The sequence below is a fragment of the Phenylobacterium aquaticum genome (assembly GCF_022695515.1).
In the GTDB taxonomy this organism is placed as follows: domain Bacteria; phylum Pseudomonadota; class Alphaproteobacteria; order Caulobacterales; family Caulobacteraceae; genus Phenylobacterium; species Phenylobacterium aquaticum.
In genome coordinates this window covers 119,318-140,268 of sequence record NZ_JALDPT010000002.1, presented here as the reverse complement: position 1 = coordinate 140,268, position 20,951 = coordinate 119,318, and the positions used below count along the sequence as shown (strand labels likewise).

18 protein-coding genes and 1 riboswitch are annotated in these 20,951 nt (G+C 69.0%); of the genes, 6 read left to right on the top strand and 12 right to left on the bottom strand.

The genetic code is table 11. The features are described from left to right. Window positions 1-27: 27 nt before the first annotated feature. A complete protein-coding gene (locus MQH10_RS02465) occupies window positions 28-438 on the bottom strand; it encodes an MAPEG family protein (RefSeq protein ID WP_242562488.1) in 411 nt (136 codons plus the stop codon). Window positions 439-529: 91 nt separating this feature from the next. After that, window positions 530-925 carry a hypothetical protein gene (locus tag MQH10_RS02460; RefSeq protein ID WP_242562487.1) on the bottom strand — a complete coding sequence of 132 codons (396 nt, stop codon included), beginning with the start codon at window positions 923-925 and terminating at the stop codon, window positions 530-532. 188 nt (window positions 926-1,113) lie between these two features. On the opposite strand from MQH10_RS02460, the gene MQH10_RS02455 reads away from it, so the two are divergent. The 3 genes from MQH10_RS02455 to MQH10_RS02445 all read left to right on the top strand — a co-directional run bounded on the left by MQH10_RS02455 (window position 1,114) and on the right by MQH10_RS02445 (window position 5,801). Continuing rightward, a complete protein-coding gene (locus MQH10_RS02455; RefSeq protein WP_242562486.1) occupies window positions 1,114-3,123 on the top strand; it encodes a potassium transporter Kup in 2,010 nt (669 codons plus the stop codon). Beyond that, window positions 3,089-3,196, top strand: a riboswitch (TPP riboswitch). It overlaps the preceding gene by 35 nt. 44 nt (window positions 3,197-3,240) lie before the next feature. After that, window positions 3,241-5,064 (top strand): phosphomethylpyrimidine synthase ThiC, encoded by a 1,824-nt coding sequence (gene thiC, locus MQH10_RS02450; protein WP_242562485.1) that lies wholly within the window; start codon window positions 3,241-3,243, stop codon window positions 5,062-5,064. Window positions 5,065-5,069: 5 nt separating this feature from the next. Further along, the gene (locus MQH10_RS02445; RefSeq protein ID WP_242562484.1) at window positions 5,070-5,801 is read left to right on the top strand and encodes a pentapeptide repeat-containing protein; all 732 of its coding nucleotides are present in this window, start codon (window positions 5,070-5,072) and stop codon (window positions 5,799-5,801) included. On the opposite strand, the gene MQH10_RS02440 is transcribed toward MQH10_RS02445, so the two are convergent. Continuing rightward, on the bottom strand, window positions 5,798-6,019 hold the full coding sequence (locus MQH10_RS02440; RefSeq protein ID WP_242562483.1) for a hypothetical protein: 222 nt from the start codon (window positions 6,017-6,019) through the stop codon (window positions 5,798-5,800). The two genes, MQH10_RS02445 and MQH10_RS02440, sit on opposite strands and share 4 nt — an antisense overlap. Before the next feature lie 134 nt (window positions 6,020-6,153). After that, window positions 6,154-6,348 carry a hypothetical protein gene (locus MQH10_RS02435; RefSeq protein ID WP_242562482.1) on the bottom strand — a complete coding sequence of 65 codons (195 nt, stop codon included), beginning with the start codon at window positions 6,346-6,348 and terminating at the stop codon, window positions 6,154-6,156. Between the two features lie 216 nt (window positions 6,349-6,564). On the opposite strand from MQH10_RS02435, the gene MQH10_RS02430 reads away from it, so the two are divergent. After that, entirely contained in the window at window positions 6,565-8,073 is a 1,509-nt protein-coding gene (locus tag MQH10_RS02430; protein WP_242562481.1) for a catalase, read from the top strand. A gap of 56 nt (window positions 8,074-8,129) precedes the next feature. Here MQH10_RS02430 and MQH10_RS02425 read toward each other — a convergent pair whose 3' ends face one another. From MQH10_RS02425 to MQH10_RS02415, 3 genes are all read right to left on the bottom strand, one after another. Beyond that, a complete protein-coding gene (locus MQH10_RS02425; RefSeq protein ID WP_242562480.1) occupies window positions 8,130-10,193 on the bottom strand; it encodes a hybrid sensor histidine kinase/response regulator in 2,064 nt (687 codons plus the stop codon). A 167-nt stretch (window positions 10,194-10,360) separates the two neighbouring features. After that, on the bottom strand, window positions 10,361-10,990 hold the full coding sequence (locus MQH10_RS02420) for a hypothetical protein (protein WP_242562479.1): 630 nt from the start codon (window positions 10,988-10,990) through the stop codon (window positions 10,361-10,363). 253 nt (window positions 10,991-11,243) lie between these two features. Then, window positions 11,244-11,972, bottom strand: coding sequence for an HAD family hydrolase (locus tag MQH10_RS02415; protein WP_242562478.1), 729 nt, complete (start codon window positions 11,970-11,972; stop codon window positions 11,244-11,246). Between the two features lie 116 nt (window positions 11,973-12,088). Between MQH10_RS02415 and MQH10_RS02410 the strand changes: the two genes are divergently transcribed. Further along, on the top strand, window positions 12,089-13,876 hold the full coding sequence (locus MQH10_RS02410) for a long-chain-acyl-CoA synthetase (protein WP_242562477.1): 1,788 nt from the start codon (window positions 12,089-12,091) through the stop codon (window positions 13,874-13,876). A 22-nt stretch (window positions 13,877-13,898) separates the two neighbouring features. Here the strand turns inward: MQH10_RS02410 and MQH10_RS02405 are convergent, their stop codons facing one another. Genes MQH10_RS02405 through MQH10_RS02395 form a run of 3 tightly spaced genes read right to left on the bottom strand, consistent with a single transcriptional unit; the run spans window position 13,899 to window position 17,702 of the window. After that, entirely contained in the window at window positions 13,899-16,160 is a 2,262-nt protein-coding gene (locus MQH10_RS02405; RefSeq protein WP_242562476.1) for a xanthine dehydrogenase family protein molybdopterin-binding subunit, read from the bottom strand. Beyond that, window positions 16,150-17,208, bottom strand: a complete 1,059-nt coding sequence (locus MQH10_RS02400; RefSeq protein WP_242562475.1) for an FAD binding domain-containing protein — start codon at window positions 17,206-17,208, stop codon at window positions 16,150-16,152. The genes MQH10_RS02405 and MQH10_RS02400 overlap by 11 nt, the downstream gene beginning before the upstream one ends. Next, window positions 17,205-17,702: a (2Fe-2S)-binding protein gene (locus tag MQH10_RS02395; protein ID WP_242562474.1), complete on the bottom strand. Its 498-nt coding sequence runs from the start codon at window positions 17,700-17,702 to the stop codon at window positions 17,205-17,207. Before MQH10_RS02395 ends, MQH10_RS02400 begins: the two co-directional genes overlap by 4 nt. Window positions 17,703-17,889: 187 nt before the next feature. Between MQH10_RS02395 and MQH10_RS02390 the strand changes: the two genes are divergently transcribed. Beyond that, the gene (locus tag MQH10_RS02390) at window positions 17,890-18,468 is read left to right on the top strand and encodes a TetR/AcrR family transcriptional regulator (protein ID WP_242562473.1); all 579 of its coding nucleotides are present in this window, start codon (window positions 17,890-17,892) and stop codon (window positions 18,466-18,468) included. A gap of 11 nt (window positions 18,469-18,479) precedes the next feature. On the opposite strand, the gene MQH10_RS02385 is transcribed toward MQH10_RS02390, so the two are convergent. Together MQH10_RS02385 and MQH10_RS02380 are read right to left on the bottom strand one after the other, a co-directional pair. Continuing rightward, a complete protein-coding gene (locus MQH10_RS02385; protein ID WP_242562472.1) occupies window positions 18,480-19,613 on the bottom strand; it encodes a DSD1 family PLP-dependent enzyme in 1,134 nt (377 codons plus the stop codon). 11 nt (window positions 19,614-19,624) lie between these two features. After that, window positions 19,625-20,896, bottom strand: a complete 1,272-nt coding sequence (locus MQH10_RS02380) for a D-arabinono-1,4-lactone oxidase (RefSeq protein WP_242562471.1) — start codon at window positions 20,894-20,896, stop codon at window positions 19,625-19,627. Window positions 20,897-20,951 lie beyond the last annotated feature (55 nt).

Below are 20,951 nucleotides of genomic sequence, written 5' to 3'. Positions count from 1 at the left end.
ACGACCTCCGGCCCGTTTGCAGCCGCCTCAGCCCAGGGGCGCAGACGCCATCACCACCGGCACGGCGACCATGAACAGGCCGATGATGCTGACGATCCAGACCAGGGACCGGATCTGCGGCACGCCCAGGGCGTAGAGCGGCACGTAGATCACCCGGGCGGCGAGATAGATCTGAGCGCCCAGCACGGTCTTGGACGAGTGGATCCCGGCCAGGTGGGCGATGACCACCGCGCCCAGGAACAGGGGCAGGGTTTCGAACAGGTTGTCCTGGGCCCGCTTCAGCCGCTCGGCGCCTGCCGACAGGGGCGGCATGGCCTGGTCGCGGGGGCTGGTGTTCCACTTCAGGCCGTACTGGCCCGTGCGGGCGAAATCGAACAGCAGGATCTGCACAAAGGCCAGGACCAGGGCCCAGGCCGCCATCGTCAGCTCAACAGTCATCGTTCGCCCCTCCCAGGCGCAGTGAGGCGACGACGATGGGCCGGGACGGGCGCGACGGCAATGCTGACCTCGCGGCGCCCGCTCGGAAGGATCAGGGGCGGAGCTTGCGGGGAATGGCCTCGACCTGCTGCGGCGTCAGCTTGGTCATGCTGTTCAGGAGGCAGGGGCTCAACCCGCCGATCGTCGAGACCTTGATGTCCAGATCCAGCGGCTTGCAGATGATCGACATGCCGCCGGTCGGGGTGATCACCAGCGGATCGCCAGGGCCCGCGCCGGCCAGGCAGGCGCCGGTCATGTCGAAGCGCCAGACATCCTTGCGGCCCATGGCGACATAGAGGGTGTGGCTGTCGACCACCGTGTGATTGCCCATGTCGCTGAGGCGGAAGCAGCCGGCGGGTCCGGGCGCGGGCTGGGCGGCGGCGGGCTGTGAGAGGGCAAGTGCGGCGGCGATCGCCGCGCCGGTCGTGGAGATGAGCAGGACTTTCACGCGGGTCTCCCTGAAGCGTCTTCCCCAGGCGATCCTAGCACGAAGGCGGGACTGTGACGCGCGGATCGTCGCGGGCGCGGCTCGCGCCGGCCTCGCCGCCTGAATTCGCTTGGAGCCCCGCCTATCCGAGAGTATGCGCCGCCCAACGGCTGCACGCTCAAGATCCGCGGCCCCTTGGAGACCAGCCCTTGAACGGCGACCAGACCGCCCCCTCGGCGTCCGATCACGTCCCCTCCGCCCACGGCCGGTTCTGGCCCCTGGCGCTCGGCAGCATCGGCGTGGTGTTCGGCGACATCGGCACCAGCCCGCTCTACGCCTTCCGCGAAGCCCTGGGACAGACCGGCGAGACCGGCCTGAGCCATGGCTCGGTCATGGGCGTGGTGTCCCTGGCGCTTTGGGCCCTGATCCTGGTGGTCACGGTGAAATACGTGATCTTCCTGATGCGGGCCGACAACCGCGGCGAGGGCGGGGTGCTGTCGCTCGCGGCGCTCGCCCAGGCGGCGCTGGGCAAGCGCACCACCCTGATCTTCATCCTGAGCTGCACGGGGGCGGCGCTGTTCTACGGCGACGCGGTGATCACCCCGGCGATCTCGGTCCTGTCGGCCATCGAGGGCCTGCGCAGCGTGCCGGCCCTGGGCGACCATGTCACCCTGCCGGTGGTGCTGATCGCCAGCATCACTATCCTGGTCGCGCTCTTCGCCGTGCAGTTCAAGGGCACCGGCGGCATGGGCCGGTTCTTTGGGCCTATCTGCGTGATCTGGTTCCTGGTGATCGCCACCCTGGGCGTGATGCATATCGTCGACCAGCCCCAGGTCGTGGCCGCCTTCAACCCCGTCTTCGCGGCTGATTTCCTGGCCCACCACGGCGCGGCCGGCTTGTTCGTGCTGGGCTCGGTGTTCCTGACCGTGACCGGGGCCGAGGCGCTCTACGCCGACATGGGCCATTTCGGTCGCTGGCCGATCCAGGCCTCGTGGTTGAGCTTCGTGCTGCCGGCGCTGGCGCTCAACTATTTGGGCCAGGGCGCCATGGTGCTGAACGCCATCGCCGGCGCCCACGGCCGTCCGGTGGAGAACGCCGACTGGTTCTTCCTGATGGCGCCCGAGGCCATGCGCGCGCCCCTGGTGCTGCTGGCGACCGTGGCCACCATCATCGCCTCCCAGGCGGTGATCACCGGGGCATATTCCCTGACCAACCAGGCCATGCAGCTGGGCCTGCTGCCCCGCATGACCGTCAAGCGGACGTCGGAGACCCAGGCCGGCGAGATCTATCTGCCGCAGATCAATCTCATGCTGGCGGTGGGCGTGGTCTTCCTGATCGGCATCTTCAAGACCTCTTCCAGCCTGGCCCACGCCTATGGCCTGGCGGTGACCGGGACCATGGCGGTGACCACCTCGCTGGCCTTCATCGTGGTGCGCCATCGCTGGAAGTGGCCGCTCCTCGGCGCGCTGGCCCTGATCGTGCCGCTGTTGGCCGTCGACTTCGTGTTCCTGGGCGCCAATGCGCTGAAGCTTCTGTCCGGCGGCTTCGTGCCCCTGGTGATGGGCGGGGCGATCTTCGTACTGATGGCCACCTGGGTGCGCGGCACCGAGCTAGTCAACGCCAAGGCGGCCAACGACACCCCGATGCTGGAGGACTTCCTGCCGGTGGTCAGCGCCAGCCGCTCGCTCTATCGCGCGGCCGGCACCGCGGTGTTCCTGACCTCGGACCCCGATCACGCCCCGGGCGCCCTGCTGCACAACCTCAAGCACAACAAGGTGCTGCATCAGAAGAACCTGATCGTCAGCGTCCGCACCGCCGATGTGCCGCGGGTGGCGGAGTTCGAGCGCGCCTCGGTCGAGAAGATCTCCGAGGACTTCACCCGCGTCGCCCTGACCTACGGCTTCATGGAGACCCCCAACGTGCCCAAGGCGCTCGCCGCCCTGCGCAAGAAGGGGATCGCCTTCGACATCATGTCGACCTCGTTCTTCGTGGGCCGCCGGACGGTGGTGCGCGGGGCCAATTCCAAGCTGCCCAAGATGCTCAACAACCTGTTCATCTGGCTGACCCGCAACGCCGCCAACCCCACCGACTTCTTCCACATCCCGCCCGGCCGGTGGTGGAGATGGGCGCCCAGATCACCATCTGACGCGGCTTCCCCTGACGCGCGATCGGGCCTAGGCTGGCGCCTTGTCCTCGGGGGGCCGCGCGTGAGCGGCTGAGAGGCGGGTGAGCCCGCGACCCGTCGAACCTGATCCGGGTCATGCCGGCGAAGGGAAGGGACCCGGACGCCCGGACTCTCCCCACGCCGCCTGACCCTCGCCAAGAGGAAGACGCCGGTGAACATCCAGACCCCGATCGCCAACGCCATACCCACGGGCGAACGCCCCGGCTCGCGCAAGGTCTATCAGCCCGGCGTGCTGTGGCCCGACATCCGGGTGCCGTTCCGCGAGGTGGCCGTCCATCCCAGCGCCAATGAGCCGCCGGTCACCATCTATGACCCGTCGGGCCCCTATACCGACCCCACGGTGAAGATCGACATAGACAAGGGCCTGCCGCGCACCCGCGAGCCCTGGGTCGTCTCGCGCAACGACGTCGAGATCGTCGCCAATCCCCGTGAGGTGAAGCCCGAAGACAACGGCTTCGCCAAGGGCGAGCATCTGGCGCCCCAGTTCACCGCGCCGCGCCGCATCTATCGCGCCAAGGGCGCCGGCGCCGTCACCCAGCTCGACTATGCGCGCCGCGGCATCGTCACGGCCGAGATGGAATATGTGGCCATCCGCGAGAACCTGCGCAGGCAGGCGGGTGACGGGGCGATCCGCGACGGCGAGGACTTCGGCGCCTCGATCCCCGACTTCGTGACCCCGGAATTCGTCCGCGACGAGGTGGCCCGCGGCCGGGCGATCATCCCGGCCAACATCAACCACACCGAACTGGAGCCGATGGCGATCGGCCGCAATTTCCTGGTCAAGATCAACGCCAATATCGGCAATTCGGCCGTGCTCTCCACCGTCGCCGACGAGGTGGACAAGATGGTCTGGTCGATCCGCTGGGGCGCGGACACGGTCATGGACCTCTCCACCGGCCGCAACATCCACAACATCCGCGACTGGATCATCCGCAACTCGCCGGTGCCGATCGGCACGGTGCCGATCTATCAGGCCTTGGAGAAGGTCAACGGCGTCGCGGAGGACCTGAACTGGGAGGTGTTCCGCGACACCCTGATCGAGCAGGCCGAGCAGGGGGTGGACTATTTCACCATCCACGCCGGGGTGCGGCTGCCCTACATCCCGCTGACCGCCAAGCGCGTCACCGGCATCGTCTCCCGCGGCGGCTCGATCATGGCCAAGTGGTGCCTGGCGCACCACAAGGAGAACTTCCTCTACGAGCACTTCGAGGACATCTGCGAGATCATGCGGGCCTATGACGTCTCGTTCTCGCTGGGCGACGGCCTGCGGCCCGGCTCGATCGCCGACGCCAATGACGCGGCCCAGTTCGCGGAGCTGGAGACGCTCGGCGAACTGACCAAGGTCGCCTGGAAGCACGGCGTCCAGACCATGATCGAGGGGCCCGGCCACGTGCCGATGCACAAGATCAAGCACAATGTCGAAAAGCAGCTGGAGCTGTGCGGCGAGGCGCCGTTCTACACGCTGGGTCCGTTGGTCACCGATGTCGGCCCGGGCTACGACCACATCGTCTCGGCCATCGGCGCGGCCATGATCGGCTGGTTCGGCACGGCCATGCTCTGCTACGTCACGCCCAAGGAGCACCTGGGCCTGCCCGACCGCGAGGACGTCAAGCAGGGCGTCATCGCCTACAAGATCGCCGCTCACGCCGCCGACCTCGCCAAGGGCCATCCGACCGCGCGGGCCTGGGACGACGCGCTCAGCCGCGCCCGGTTCGAATTCCGCTGGGAGGACCAGTTCAACCTGGGCCTCGATCCGGAGACCGCCCGCGAATATCACGACGAGAGCCTGCCGAAGGAGGCGTTCAAGACCGCCCACTTCTGCTCGATGTGCGGGCCCAAGTTCTGCTCGATGAAGATCAGCCAGGAGATCCGCGAGAGCGCCGCCAAGCAGAACGATGTCGCCACCGGCATGGCCCAGATGGCCGAGACCTTCCGGGCCAGCGGCAGCGAGATCTATCTGAAGACCGAGGACTGACGGTCGTGAAGCTGGCGCCGGGCGCGGTCTTCCTCGGCGCCGACCTCTCCGACCAGGACTTCACCGACGCCGACCTGACCGAGGCGGTGTTCGAGGACTGCGTGCTGACCGAGGTCCAGGTCTCGGGCGCCGTGCTGGACGGGGCGCGGTTCAAGGGCTGTCGGCTGATCCGCTGCCGGTTCGCGCGGACCGATCTGCGCGAGGCGCGGTTCGAGGACTGCGTGCTGTCCGAAGGCCAGCGGGGCTGCGAGTTCGCCTTCGGCCGGCTGGAGGAGGCGAAGTTCCTCCGCTGCGACCTGAGCTTCGCCAAGTTCGACCGGGTCGGCTTCTATGGCGCGGTGTTCGAGACCTGCAATCTGCGCGGCGCGGCCTTCCTGAAGGCGGACTTCGCACGGGCCTTCGGCCGCAGCATCGTGCGCTGGGCGGGCGGCTTTCCGGGCAGCCGGCTGGAGCTGGCCGATCTGGCGGAGCTGCGCCTGCCGGGCGGCGATTTTTCCGGGTGCTCGTTCCGCGAGGCGGACCTGCGCGACGCCGACCTTGAGGGCGCGGACCTTAAGGGCTGCGACCTCTTCCAGGCCCTCACCGCCGGCGCGAAGCTCGGCGGCGCCGACCTGCGCGGGGCGGAGGTCAGCGGGCTCGATCTCTCGAAGCTGGGAAGCCTCGAAGGCCTGAAGGTGACCTTCGAGCAGCAGTACCGGCTGTTGACGGCGCTCGGCGTCGACGTGCGCGCCGACTAGTCGTCCTTGCGGATGCGCACCGGCGCCTTTTCGGGCTCCGGCCACAGGCGGACCATGACCGCGGCCATGACCGAGCCGAGGATGGCCGTGGCGGCGCCCATGGCCTGGGCCTGGTTCATGCCGAGCGCGGCGGTGTGACCGGCCAGGCCGGCGGACACCAGCACCAGAGCGGCGGAGCCCAGCTCGGCGGACTTCTGCGATATCACGTACTTGAGCATGGGTTTCCCATTGCCCTCCTTGATTTCACCCCGCCACCATCTTGGACATATGGGGTAAAAATTGGGTTCGAGGCGCCGGGTTGCGACGCAAGATCGCAGCCTGGGCGCCTGTGTCGGCGGCGCTTGGACGCGCCTCAGGCCTCTTCCGGACCCCAGACCCGCACCGCCACGGCCACGGTGATCGACCCCAGGACCGAGGTCGCGGCGCCCAGCCACTGGATCAGGTTCATGCCCTGGGCGGCGAAATGGCCGGCGATCATGCTGACCAGAAATACGAGCGAGGCCGATCCCCACAGGGCGACATCGCGGGACGAGGGAAGCTTGAACATGACGCGGCGAACTCGTTCTTGACCGATCTCTTCAAGACCAGATTTCCGCGACCCTGGCGATGCGTCACGCGCGCACGGGGAAATCCGAAGATAGAATTTTCCGATCTAATTTAATCAAAAGATCGATTGGCTCTATCTATCTGGGCCGTGGGACAAGGCTCCCGAGGGCGGCGGCGCAGGTCGGATCGCCCGCCCCACGGCTTTAAGGAGCTTCCCATGTCCAACCCCCAGGACGACGCACGCCCGGTCTCCCTGACCACCCGCCAGGGTCACCCGGTCTATGACAACCAGAACGCCAAGAGCGTCGGCCCGCGCGGCCCTCTGACCCTGGAGGACTATCAGTTCCTCGAGAAGATCGCCCACTTCGACCGTGAGCGCGTGCCCGAGCGCGTGGTGCACGCCCGCGGCGCCGGCGCCCACGGGGTCTTCACCGCCTATGGCCAGGTCGGCGGCGAGCCGATCGCCAAATACACCCGCGCCAAGCTGTTCCAAGAGGCGGGCAAAGAAACACCGGTCTTCGTGCGCTTCTCCACCGTCGTGCACGGCGGCCACAGCCCCGAGACCCTGCGCGATCCGCGCGGCTTCGCGGTGAAGTTCTACACCGAGGACGGCAACTGGGATCTGGTCGGCAACAACCTGAAGGTCTTCTTCATCCGCGACCCGATGAAGTTTCCGGACATGGTCCACGCCTTCAAGCCGGACCCGGTGACCAACATCCAGGACATGAACCGGTTCTTCGACTTCGTCAGCCTGACGCCGGAGGCCACCCACATGGTGACCTGGCTGTTCAGCCCCTGGGGCATTCCGGCCAATTACCGCCAGATGGAAGGCTCGGGCGTGCACGCCTATCGTTGGGTGAACGCCGCCGGCGAGACGCACCTCGTTAAGTACCACTGGGTCCCGGCCCAGGGGGTGCGCAATCTGACTCAGGCGGAAGCCGAGGCGATCCAGGCTACGAATTTCAACCACGCCACCCAGGACCTCTATCAGGCCATCGATCGGGGCGAGTTCCCGGAATGGGAGCTGCGCGTCCAGATCATGACCGACGAGGCGCATGAGGAACTGGAGTGGGATCCGCTGGATCCGACCAAGCTGTGGCCGGAGGATCGCTGGCCGATGCTGCCGGTGGGCAAGATGGTCTTGAACCGCAACCCGGCCAACGTCTTCGCCGAGACCGAGCAGGTCGCCTTCGGCGTGGGCGTGCTGGTCGACGGCCTGGGCTTCTCGGACGACAAGCTGCTGCAGGGCCGGACCTTCAGCTATTCCGACACCCAGCGCTATCGGGTCGGGACCAACTATCTGCAGCTGCCGGTCAATGCGCCGAAGTGCCCCTTCGCCTCGAACCAGCGCGACGGCCAGATGACCTACGGCGTGGACGGCCAGGCCCAGGGCGCCAATCCGCATATCAATTATGAGCCCTCCAGCCGCGGCGGGCTTGTCCAGCCGGTGCGGACCCGTGGCCCGGAGATGGCGCCCCGGGTCGAGGGCGTGGTCGGCCGTCAGGCGATCGACCGCCCCGCCAACTATCTGCAGGCCGGAGAGCGCTATCGCGCCTATTCCGATGCCGAGCGGGCCGAGCTGATCGCCAATCTCGTCGGGGCCTTGAGCGCCTGCAACCCGGATATCCAGGCCCGGATGGTCGACCACTTCGCCGCCGCCGACCCCGACTATGGCGCGCGGATCGCCGAAGGCCTGGGTCGCAAGGTGGCGATCGCCGCGGAATAGATCCCGAGGTTCAAGAGCGGGCGGCGGCCCCCTGGCGACAGGGGGCCGCTGTCCTTTCAGGCGGCGGTGGGTTCGCTGAGGTCGTCGATCGCCTGGAACAGGACCGCGCTCTCCAGCGGCTTGGTGATGAAAAGGTCGGCGCCGGCGTCGAAACCGGCCTGTCGGTGTTCCGGCAGGGCGTTGGCCGTCACCATGATGATGGCGGTGTGGCGCAGCTTCTGGGCGCGCTCGAAGGCGCGGATCCTGCGGATGGCGGCCAGCCCGTCCATCACCGGCATCTGCATGTCCATCAGCACCAGGTCGAACGGATCGCCGATTTCAGCCTGGCGTTCGAAGGCCTCACAGGCCGCAAGGCCGTTCTCGGTCGACAGGATGTCGGCGCTGATCTGGGACAGCAGCATCTCCATCACCATGCGATTGACCGGGTGATCCTCACTAACCAGCACCTTGAGCGGCGGCCCGTCTTCGGGATCATCGACGTCGGCGCCGCCGGACGGTGGAGGCTCGGGCGGCGCGACCGGCTCGGCGGCCGCCGCCGCCGGCGGCAATGGCGCAACCAGGCTGAACACGGCGCCCACGCCCGGCACGCCGTCGGCGTCGAGATCGCCGCCCATCTTCTGCGCCAGGTCGCGGGCGATCACGAGCCCCAGCCCGACGCCGCCATAGCGACGGGTGACGCTGCCGTCGCCCTGGGCGAAGCGCCGGAACAGGCGCGCCTTCTGGGCGACGTCAAATCCGATGCCCGTGTCCCGGACGGTGAACCGCCAGACATCGGTCCCGACCTCGGGCGCGGGGTGGACGCTCAGCCGGACCTCGCCGGTCTCGGTGAACTTGATGGCGTTGGACAGCAGGTTGGCGAGGATCTGCTTCAGCCGGGTCGCGTCGGCGTTGACCAGCCGGTCTGCCGCCGGATCCAGGTCGAGGGTCAGGGCCAGCCCCTTTTCCTGGGCCTTCGCGGCCATCAGGTCGGTGATCGCCGATACGGTCTCGCCCAGATGGAAGGGCGCTGGCGTAAGCTCCAGCCGGCCTGCGTCGATGCGGGCGAGGTCCAGGATGTCGGACAACAGGCGCTCAAGCATCACGCCGGACGAGCGGATGATTTCGACCATGCCGCGCTGGGCCTCGGTCAGGGGCGTCCGGGCCAGGGATTCGGCGACGGCGTTGACCCCGTTGAGCGGGGTGCGGATCTCATGGCTCATATTGGCCAGAAACTCGGCCTGGGCCCGGCTGACGGCGATCATGTTGCGCGCCGCGCGGCGGGTGTTGTTGAACATGAAGGCGGCAAGCGCCAGGAAGGTCAGCAGCACCGCCAGAATGATCCAGACCGATTGGGCCAGCAGGTCGGCGCCGGGGGTCTGGGCCTTCCAGGCCATGTAGAGTGGCGGCGCGCCGCGGACGACGCTGATGGGGCTAAACGCCTCGTCTGACCTGATCCGGCCCAGCTCGCGCTCGATGTGCAGGTCATTAAGACCAAAGCGCTGGCTGAGATTCTCGATATTGGCCGCGGTGATCGGGCCGTTGGCGACGACCAGGGCGGCGCGCGGGCCTCTGGGGCGGACCTGGCCCTGGTCGGGCAGGACCACGCTGGCCATCCACATATAGACCAGGCCATCGCGCGGCTCGAAGCGGGTGAGGATGATCGGCCGGGGCGGGACGCCTGGGGCCCTCGGCGCGGTCAGGGCCCTCTGGCGCTCCATCTCGCGAAGCTCGGCCACCATGGGAGCGGCCCGTCGGGCGTTCTCGGCCCATGCGGACTTGGGCTCGGGCGCGAGGTCATGGGACGCCCAGACCGGGCGATCCTCTCCGTCCATGACCAGATAGTCCCAGACGCCGATGGTGGGTTTGAGGTAGGCGGGCAGGTGCGACCTGGCCCATTGCGGATCGAGCCGATTGTCCAGATTGGTCACCGCCTCGTCCCAGACGGTCTGGGCGGCGAGGGCGTTCTCGAATTCGGCCAGGCGTTCGAGCATCCCACGGTGGACCAGGGCCTGTTCGCGGAGCCGGACATCGCGATCGACCCCGTGGGCGCCGGCGATCAGGCTTGCCACCAACAACAGGGTGGCGACCCCCGCCAGCACGGTCAGCGGCCAGACAAGCCCGGCCTCCGATTTCGATCCCATGTCCGCCCCCCGGCGAGAACGCCGTTACCCGACGCACTAGTGGACAATGGATCAACAATTCGCGCCTGTCCCGCGCCCCGACAAAAAGAACGGCTCCTCCGCTACGGAGGGGCCGTTTCAGTTTCAGGTCGGGGAGAGGGGAGGGACCCGGCCTGTGGGCAAAGGGGTTAGACCTGGGGCGTGGTCGTGGCCTCAGGCTGCGGCGTGGTCTCCGGCGTCGGCGCGGCAGGCGCCGCCGGTTCCGGGGTGACGACCGAGGCCGCGGGCGGGGGCGCCATCACCGGCGCGGGGGCCGGAGCGGACGTCTGGGCCGACGGCGCATAGGGCATGGGCGTCGTCGGGACAGACGCGCTGGCGTCAGCGCCGGCGGTTTCAGCGTTCGCCGCCCGATGGGCGACCACCGCCTTGCGCGCCGCGGGCTTGGCGGCCTGGGCGACCTGGGTGCGGACCGATTCAGACTTGTAGGTCTGGACGTCTTTGGCCGGCGCTTCGGGCGCCATGGTCGGGGTCGTTTCGGCGACCTTCGGGGTCTCGATGCTGGCCGCCGCGGGCGGCGGGGCGGTCGAGACCATCAGGTCGTCCTTGGGCTGGTTCATCACATAGGCGCCGACCCCGATGGCGAGGGCGGCGACCGGGAGAATGGCCCAGACCGCCGGATTGACCCGGCTGCGGCGGGCGGCCGTGCGGGCGTAGATGGGGGTGGGCGCAAAGGCGCCGGCCTCAGCCGCGGGCTCGTCGCGTTGGAAGTCCGAGGCGGACAGGGCGGGGCGGGAAAAAGCAGCGTACTCGGCAGACATGTTCAAACCCTCCAGATGTGGTTCGGAAGGGTAACGGCCGCTCGCGGTCAGCGTTCCGGATTTTGGTTGAGCATCTCTGAGGTTTGTGGTGCGAAACTCGCCGCTTTCCCAACTCTATATTGGGTTGACGCCCGCGAAAAAATATCTGACTAAGGGATCATTCCAATAATTGCCGGACATATACTGAACGCATTCGCGTCGAATTCTGACCGAATGACGCCAGGATCTCGCCACGATTGCGGTCAAGCTGGCGTCAGGCGCCGGGATTGAGCTCGGCGATGGCGCGAATGATGCGGTCGGGCCGCACCGGCGAGTTCGGCGGCAGGCCTTCGCCCAGATGGTCGTGCCAGATGGAATAGATGCCCAGGCGCTGGGGCGCGGCGACTTCCCATTCAAGATTATCGCCGACCATCCAGGTCTGGTGGGCCTCGACGCCCAGGGTCGCCATGGCGTGCAGATAGGCCTGGGGGTCGGGCTTGCCGAACCCGGCCTCGCCCTCGATCTGCACGTGGTGGAAGCGGGGGGCGAGGTCGAACCGGTCGACCTTGGCCCGTTGCGGTTCGGCCGCGCCATTGGTCACCAGGGCCAGCCGCACCCCCGCCCGGCGCAGGGCCTCCAGGGTTTCCAGGGCGCCGGGAAAGAACTTGGCCTGGGCCTCGCGATAGCCGTGGAAGCGGGCGCCGAAGGTCCGCGCGAAGTCCTCGGTCAGGCCGGGCGCGCGGTCGGCGAGGCGCTCGAAGCCGCCGCGCACCGCCAGGATGCGGCCCTCGCCCAGGTTCTGCCGCCAGATCGCATGGCGGGTCTCGTCGCTCCAGAAGGCCCGGAAGGCGGCTTCCATCTCCTGAGACGCCGCGAAGGGATCGACCCCTGCGAAGGACTCCGGGAACTGTTCGATCACTTCCTGGAGGATCTGACGGCGGGACCCGAAGGACAGGATCGTCTCGTCCAGGTCGAACAGGATGGCGGCGGGCAGAACGGTCATGAGCTGAGACTATCAGGTCGCGGCGGCGGCTCGAAGCGACCCCGCGATGATTGAGCCGAAGGCCCAGCTTGACCCGTCGCCGCGCGCCCCCTCAAGGTGGGGTGTCGGAGGGGTGCATGCGTTTGAAGGCCCAATTGGAACGTGAGTGGAGGTTCCTCAAGGGCCTCAACCGCACCCTCAAGCGCGTGAAGACCATCGCGCCGGACAGCCCGAACCTGCTGTGCGACGACATCCAGGCGGCGGTGGAGACCTGGCGCGAGCGGCCGGCGCTGACCTTCGAGGGCAAGACCGTCAGCTATGGCGAGATGGACGCCATCGCCAACCGCTACGCCCACTGGGCCAAGAGCCTGAACCTGAGGCGCGGCCAGACGGTCGCCCTGTTCATGCCCAACCGGCTGGAATATTTTCCCATCTGGTACGGCCTGTCGAAGGTCGGCGTGGTCACCGCCCTGATCAACAACCAGCTGGCCGGCGCGCCCCTGCTGCACTGCCTGAACATCTCCGGCGCCTCGCACGTGATCGTGGATTCCGAGACCTCGCCGGTGTTCGAGGGGATCAAGTCCCAGACCGAGCGGCACATGCAGCAATGGGTGCTGGGCGCCGCGCACGGCGACCAGCGCGACCTGGTCCAGGCGCTGAAGAGCTGCAGCCAGCTGCCGCCGGACCGCTCGGTGCGCGAGGACATGACGGCCCGCGACACCTGCCTGCTGATCTACACCTCGGGCACCACGGGCCTGCCCAAGGCGGCCCGCATCACCCACCTGCGCGGCCAGCTCTATATGCGCGGCTTCGCCGGGGCGACCGGGGCGACAGACAAGGACCGGGTCTATGTGACCCTGCCGCTCTATCACGCCACCGGCGGCCTCTGCGGCCTGGGCGCCGCCCTGCTCAACGGCGGCTCGGCGGTGATCCGCAAGAAGTTCTCGGCCAGCCACTTCTGGGAGGAGATCGCCGCCGAGGCCTGCACCATGTTCGTCTATATCGGCGAGCTGGGCCGCTACCTCGTCAATCATCCCGCGAGCGAGGCCGACACCGCCCACAAGGTCCGGCTGGCCTTCGGCAACGGCCTGCGCGCCGACGTTTGGGCCGAGCTGCAGCGGCGGTTCCGCATACCCGAGGTGCTGGAGTTCTACGGCTCCACCGAGGGCAATGTGTCGATGTTCAATTTCGACGGCCGAGTGGGCGCCATCGGCCGGGCGCCCAAGTACCTGCGCAATCGCTTCAACATCCGGCTGGTGCAGTTCGATGTCGAGGCCGAGGCGCCGGTGCGCACGGCCAGCGGCTTCTGCGTGGAATGCGGGCCCGGCCAGATCGGCGAGTGCCTGGGCAAGATCGGCGCGGACGCCCGCAGCGAATACACCGGCTATGTGGACAAGGCCGCCTCGGACAAGAAAATCCTGCGCGACGTGTTCGAGAAGGGCGACGCTTGGTTCCGCACCGGCGACCTGATGAAGACCGACGGCGACGGCTATTTCTACTTCGTCGACCGGATCGGCGACACCTTCCGCTGGAAGGGCGAAAACGTCTCCACCAGCGAGGTGGCCGAGCGCCTGAGCGCCGTGCCCGGGGTGGCTGAGGCCAATATCTATGGCGTCGCCGTGCCTGAGACCGATGGCAAGGCCGGCATGGCCGGGCTGGTGGTCGACGCCGACTTCGACCTCAAGGCCTTTGGGGACTATGTGAGCCGCGAACTGCCGCCCTACGCCCAGCCGGTGTTCGTGCGCCTGCTGCCCGCCATCGAGACGACCGGCACCTTCAAGTACCGCAAGATCGACCTGGTGGCCGACGGCTTCGATCCGGGCGTGATCAAGAACCCCTTGTTCTACAAGGATCCCGCCAAGGGCTATGTGAAGCTGACCAAGGCGGGCTACGCGAAGATCCAGGCGGGCGGGGTGAAGCTGTAGGCCTCACCCCTGACCCTGGGGCCTAGCCGCCGCCCAGCAGGTCCTCGATCTGGATCGGGAAGCGCCGCACGCGCACGCCGGTGGCGTGCCAGACGGCGTTGGCGATCGCGCCGACCGTGCCGGTAATGCCGATCTCGCCCACGCCCTTCACGCCCAGCGGATTGACGTAGCGGTCGTCCTCCGGGACCAGGATCGCCTCGAGCGACGGGACGTCCGCATTGACCGGAATGCGGTACTCGGCGAGGTCGGCGTTCATGATGCGCCCCGTCCGCGGATCGGCGATCGCCGCCTCCTGCAGGGCGAAGGACACGCCCCAGATCATGCCGCCGTAATACTGGCTGCGGACCAGCTTGGGGTTGATGATCCGGCCGGCGGCGAAGGCGCCGACCAGCCGGGTGGCGCGCACCATGCCGAGGTCGGGGTCGACCTTGACCTCCGCGAACACCGCCCCGTGCGAGTACATGGCCCAGGCCTGGACCGCCTCCTCGTCGCGGGCCATGCGGCCCGTGCCCACCAGCTCGGTCTGGCCGGTGCGGGCCAGGATGTCGGCATAGCTCTCGCTGCGGCCCTCGTCGTCGCGGCGGTGCAGCCGGCCTCCCTTGGCCACAACCCCGATATTGCCCGCTCCGAACAGGGGCGAAGCGGGATCGGCGCCGGCCAGCTCGGCTAGGCGGGCGATGACGTTCTGGCCGGCGTTGTGCAGGGCGAGGCCCGCGCTGGCCGTATGGCCGGAGCCGCCGGCGACGCCCGCGTCGGGAAGGTCGGAGACGCCGGAGCGGAACTCCACCTGCTCGGGATCCAGGCCCAGGGCCTCGGCGGCGATCTGGGCCAAGGCGGTCCAGGCCCCCTGGCCCATGTCCACCCCGGCGGTCTCCACCAGCGCCGTGCCGTCGGCGCGCAGGGTGGCGCGGGCCTCGGCCGGGAAGTGGGGGCAGGGGAACAGGGCTGTGCCCATGCCCCAGCCGACCAGGAGCCCGTCCTTGTCGCGCATCTGGCGCGGCTGCAGCGGCCGGCCGGCCCAGCCGAAGGCCTTGGCGCCCTCGGCGTAGCATTCGCGCAGCGCGTTGGAGGAATAGGGTCGGCCGGTGCCCGGCTCGGTCTCGGCGAAGTTCTTCAGGCGGAAGGCCAGGGGATCCATGCCGCAGGCCAGGGCGGCCTCGTCCATGGCGACTTCCAGGGCCGCGGAGCCCGAGGCCTCGCCCGGGGCCCGCATAGGTCCCGGCGTGCCGATGTCGAGCCGAAGGCCCTCGGTCTGGGAGAGGATGGCGGGGCTGGCGTAGGCGTGCAGGGAGGCGTTGGCGGCGGGCTCGAGGAAATCCTCGAAGCTGGAGGTGGCGGCCAGGGAATGGTGGTGCATGGCCGTCAGGCGGCCCTCGCCATCCACGCCCAGACGCAGGGTCTGCCAGGTGCGGCCGCGGTGTCCCACCGGCCCGTACATCTGGGCGCGGCTGAGGACCAGCTTCACCGGCCGTCGCATATGGCGCGCCGCCAGGATCGCCAGGATCTGCGGGCCGTTGAGGATGGCCTTTGAGCCGAAGCCGCCGCCCAGGAAGGGCGAGCGGATCAGCACGTTCTCGCCCGGCACGCCGAAATAGGCGGCATAGGCCTCACGGCTCATGACCAGGGCCTGGTTGGGCATGTCGAGGGTCAGGTGGTCGCCGTCCCATTGGGCGACGACGGCATGCGGCTCCATGGCGTTGTGGAACTGGGCCGGGGTGGTGAACTCGGCCTCGATGACCTGGTCGGCGGCGGCGAAGCCGGCGTCGAGATCGCCGAAGGCGGTGCGCGGCGGGGCGCCGACCCCGACCGCGGCGGGGGCGTAACGATCGCCGTTGCCGAGCCCGGTGCGGGCGGGCTCGACCTCGTAGCGCGGCCGCAGCAGGGCGGCGCCCTCGACAGCCGCCTCGAGGCTCTCGGCGAGGACCAGGGCGATCGGCTGGTTGGCGTATCGCACCTTGTCGTCCTGCAGCACCTCGATGCGGAAGCCGAACATGCCGAGCTTCACGTCCGGGTCGTGGGACAGGGGCGGGCGGTTGGCGGGGGTGATCACCTCGACCACGCCGGGATGGGCCTTGGCGGCCGCGACATCGAGGGCGGCCACCCGCCCGCGGGCGATGCTGCTGACCGCGGTCACGGCGTAGAGCAGGCCCGGGGGATGGTTGTCGGCGGCGTAGGTGGCCTGGCCGGTGACCTTCAGCTCGCCGTCGCGGCGGCTGATCGGCTGACCGCTATTGGAGCCGTGGCGCGGATAGGGCGTGAGGGGGGCGGGGGTCTCAAGCGACATGGCGGGCTCCGGACGGCGGGGCGAAGGGCGAGGCGGGCAGGGCGGGACGCTGCTCGGGTGTCCCGGCCAGGGCCTCCTGCAGGGCGCGGATCAGGATCCGGCGCGCGAGCTCGATCTTGAAGGCGTTGTCGCCCGAGGGCCGAGCGTCGGCGAGGGCCGCCTCGGCGGCCCGGGCGAAGGCCTCGGCGGTGGCCGGGCCGCCTTCGAGGGCGGCTTCGGCGACGCGGGCCCGCCAGGGCCTGGCCGCGACACCGCCCAGGGCCAGGCGCGCCTTGCGGATCACGCCGCCGTCCAGCTCCAGCCCCGCGGCGGCGGAGACCAGGGCGAAGGCGAAGGAGGTGCGCTCGCGGACCTTCAGATAGCGGGCGTGGCCGGCTACGGCGATGGCCTCTGCCGGAATCCGGACCGCGGTGATCAGCTCGCCGGGGCTGAGCATCGTCTCCAGGTGCGGTGTGTCACCCGGCAGGGGGTGCAGGGTCTCCAGCGGGATGCCCCGCGATCCTTGCGGCCCCTGGACCTCGATCACGGCGTCCAGGGCGACCAGCGGCACGCAGAGGTCCGACGGATGGGTGGCGATGCAGTGATCGCTCCAGCCCAGCACCGCATGGGACCGGTTCTCGCCCTGCAAGGCGTCGCAGCCTGAGCCCGGCGCCCGCCGATTGCAGGCGCTGGCGGTGTCATAGAAGTAGGGGCAGCGGGTCTGCTGCAGGAGGTTGCCGCCCAGGGTCGCGACATTGCGCAGCTGGGCCGAGGCGCCCGACAGCAGGGCTTCGGACACGGCCGGGAAGCGCGCCTGGACCAGGGCGTCATGGGCGAGGTCGGCGTTGCGCACCAGGGCCCCGATCCTCAGGCCGCCGTCGGCCAGCCACTCGATGCGGTCGAGGCCGGGCAGGCGGGAGATGTCGACGAGGCAATCCGGGCGCAGGGCGCCGCCCTTCATCAGGTCGACCAGATTGGTGCCGCCGGCCAGATAGGCGGACCCCGGCTGGGTCGCGGCGGCGACGGCTTCGGCGACGCTCGCCGGGCGGATGTAGTCGAACCGGTTCACGCGGCGTCCTCCCGGGCGGTGGCGTTCAGGGTGCGATGGGCGTCGAGCACCGCCTCGGTGATCCCGCGATAGGCGCCGCAGCGGCAGAGATTGCCGCTCATCTGCTCGCGCACACGTTCCGGATCGTCGCCCGCGTGGCCCTCGGCCAGCAGGCCGACGGCGCTCATGATCTGGCCCGGGGTGCAGAAGCCGCACTGGAAGCCGTCATGGTGGATGAAGGCGGCCTGGACGGGGTGCAGGCCGTCTTCGCCGGCCAGGCCTTCGATGGTCGTGATCTCGGCGCCGTCGAGGGTGACGGCGAGGGCGAGGCAGGCGTTGATCCGCTTTCCATCGACCAGCACGGTGCAGGCGCCGCACTGGCCGCGGTCGCACCCCTTCTTGGCGCCGGTCAGCTCCAGACGCTCGCGCAGGAGGTCCAAAAGGGTGATGCGCGGGTCGTCGATATCGACGGCGCGCATCTGGCCATTGATGTTGAGGCTCAAAGAGAGCGACATGGCTCTGCTCCGACTAGGGGTGTGGGACGGCGAGCCGCCGACGGCGGCGTTGGGACGCGAGCGCGGGGAGTGATCTGAGGTGGAAGGCGAGGTCGCGCTGACGGAAAACGGAGTCGTTCCGGATCAGCTCCCGTCTTATATCGGAGGACCCCTCCGTTTAGCAAGCGATAAGGTGTACGGCTAAGCGATGGACTCCGCCCCCGCCAAGTCGAGCCGCGGCCCGCGCGCCGATGCGTCGCGCAATCGCGACCGGCTGATCGAGGCCGCGACGAAGGTGTTCAGCGCCGGGGCGCCCCAGGCCAGCCTGGGGGCGGTGGCTCGTGAGGCCGGGGTCGGGATCGGCACGCTCTACCGGCATTTCCCAACCCGCGAGACGCTGTTCGAGGCGGTCTACCGCCGGGAAGTGGAGCAGTTGGGCGATCTCGCCGAACGGCTGGCGCGCGAGGCGCCGCCTGTCGAGGCGCTGCGGCTGTGGCTGCACGCCAATGTCCGGCTGGTGGCGACCAAGCGCGGAATGGTCGAGGCGCTGCATCTGGTGGCGACAGGCTCCACCGAGCTGAAGGCCTATTCCTTCGCCCGCCTGACCGCCGCGTTGGGCCTGCTGCTCGACCGGGGCGTCGCCGCCGGAGAGCTGCGGCCTGACATCACGGCGGAGGATCTGTTGCGGACGGTCATCGGGATCTTCTACGCCGACAGCTCCGCCGATTGGCAGGCGTCGGCGCTGCGCATCACCGATGTCTTCATCGACGGCCTTCGGCGGGTCTGACCCGCTGCCGACTACCGCGAGCGACCCCGTCCCGAGACCGGCCACAGCGCCGTGAGCGTGCCGTCTCGGACCACGTGATAGGTGTCATAGAGGTTCACCGTCGGGTCGCAGTGCGGGGCGGCCAGAGTGACCATATCCGACAGGGCGGGCTGGTCGGCGCCGGGGGGCAGGATGACCGCCCCGTGCTCGTCGCCCATGAAGAAGTACTTCGAGCCCTCCGGCGCGCCGGCCAGGATCACCGGCTTGTCGGCGTCGGTGGAGAAGGCCTTGAAGCCTGCATCGACCGTGACCATGCCCGGCGCATTGGCGCTGACCACGCGGGCGTCGATGAACAGGCTGGTCTCGTAGGGGCCGATCTCGGCGCAGGCCAGGTACTGGCTGTCCATGAAGACATAGGAGCCGACCTGGAATTCGGTGAACAGGCCGAACTCGGCGTCGATGCGGTGGGTGCCGGTGCCGGACCCGCTGACGATCTGGGGCGCGCCGCCCGCCTCGGTCAGGGCGGCGATGCAGGCGCGGAGATAGGCGGCGCGGTCTTCGGCGGCGGCCTTGCGGGCGGCGAAGTCCTCGATGTGCTGCTGGGCGCCGCAATAGAACTGGACGCCCATATAGGTCAGGCCGGGTTCGGCCTGGATCGTCTGGAACAGGGCGACGGCGGCCTCGGCCGAGGCGACGCCGGTGCGGCGGATGCCGGGGTCGATATCGATCAGCACCTTCAGCGGCTTGCCGGCCGCGGCCGCCGCGACGCCCAAGGCCCGCGCGTTATCCGGATGATCGACGACGCTCATCATGTCCTCGACCCGCATGTTCAGCTGGGTGAGGCGGGCGATGGCCGGGGGCGAGACCACCGGCGAGGTGATGTGCAGGCCCTTGAGCACCCCGCCGTCGGCCAGGGCCTCGGCCTCGCCGAGCTTGGCGCAGCACAGGCCCACGGCGCCCGCGGCGATCTGCAGCTTGGCGATGTCGGCGCTCTTGTGGGTCTTGGCGTGGGGACGAAGCTTCACACCCTTGGACGCGGCGAACTCGGCCATGCGGGCGATGTTGCGCTGGAGCGCGCCTTCCTCGACCACCAGCACCGGGGTGTTGAGGTCGCGGCGGGAGCCCTGGCGGCCGATGAGGTGGGCGTGGAGGTCCTGGTCGTTCATGTCTCTCGTCCTCAGCCGTCGATGCCGAACAGATCGCTCAGATGCGCATTGGCGAACTTGGCGTCGGGATCGACCGCCTTGCGCACCGCCAGGAAGTCCTTGGCGCGGGGATAGAGGGCGTGAACATCGGCCTCGGTCAAGCTGTGGCGCTTGGCCCAGTGCGGACGGCCGGAATGGCCGCGGAACACGGCTTCGACCTCGTTGAACGCCTCGCGCCAGGGCATCTTGGCGTACTGGTGGAAGGAGACTGAGGCGCCCGGCCCCTGGTTGAAGGGGCTCATCCAGATGTCGTCGCCGGCCACCAGCCGGAACTCGAAGGGGAACAGGATCGGCAGGCGGCGCTTGCGGATATGGGCGATGGCGTCCTTGAGCGCCGGCAGGCCGTTGGCGCGCGGCAGCTCGTACTCCATCTCCTCGAAGCGGATCGAGCGGTCCGAGGGGAAGATCTGATAGGCCGGGCCCACTCGACGCTGGGGCTTGCCCGACAGCCGCATCATCAGCCTCTGCAAGCTGGGGATCAGGGGCCGGGCGGCGGCTCCCAGGTCGCAGATCATGCGGAAGGCGCTCTCGTCGATGTCGGTCCCGCCGCCGAACGGCCCCTCCGGGTCGGCCGGGTGCAGGGTCTTGAAGATCACGTCGTCGGAGTGGGGAAAGACGAAGAACTCCATGTGGCGGGTGGCGGCGGCCAGGTCGTCCAGCTGCTCCACCACCTCAGCCAGGGGACGGCGGGTGATCTTCTCCTCCAGGTGATAGGCCGGCAGGACCTTGATGCGGATTTCGGTCGCGATCCCCAGCAGGCCGAGCGAGACGCGTTGAGCCTGGAAGAGATCCGGGTTCTGGTCGGGGCCGCATTCGACGATCGTGCCGTCCGGGCCCATCAGCCGGAAGCCGCAGGCCTGGGTGGCCAGGCTGCCCAGCTCGGCGCCCGTGCCGTGGGTGCCGGTGGCGGTGGCGCCGGCCAGAGACTGCGGATTGACGTCGCCCTGATTGATCAGGGACAGGCCCTGGGCCCAGAGGGCCGCGGTCAGCCGGTCCAGGCTCCAGCCGGCGGGCGCCCAGACGGTCTTGCGGTCCGGGGCGATCTCCACCTGGCCCTGATAGTCGGCGAGGCTGATCAACAGGTCGTCGGTCTGGCACAGCGGCATGAAGGAATGGCCGGCGCCGACCACGCGCAGCTTGGGCGCGCGGCTGACCAGGGCGGCCAGCTCTCCGGCGTCGCGGGGCCGCGCCAGGGTCGCCGGGGCGGCCGATACGCTGCCCGACCAGTTGCTCCATTCCGCCAAGGTTCGTCCTCCTGAACTCGGCGAGACGATAGTCAAAGCTATCGTTCTGGCAAGC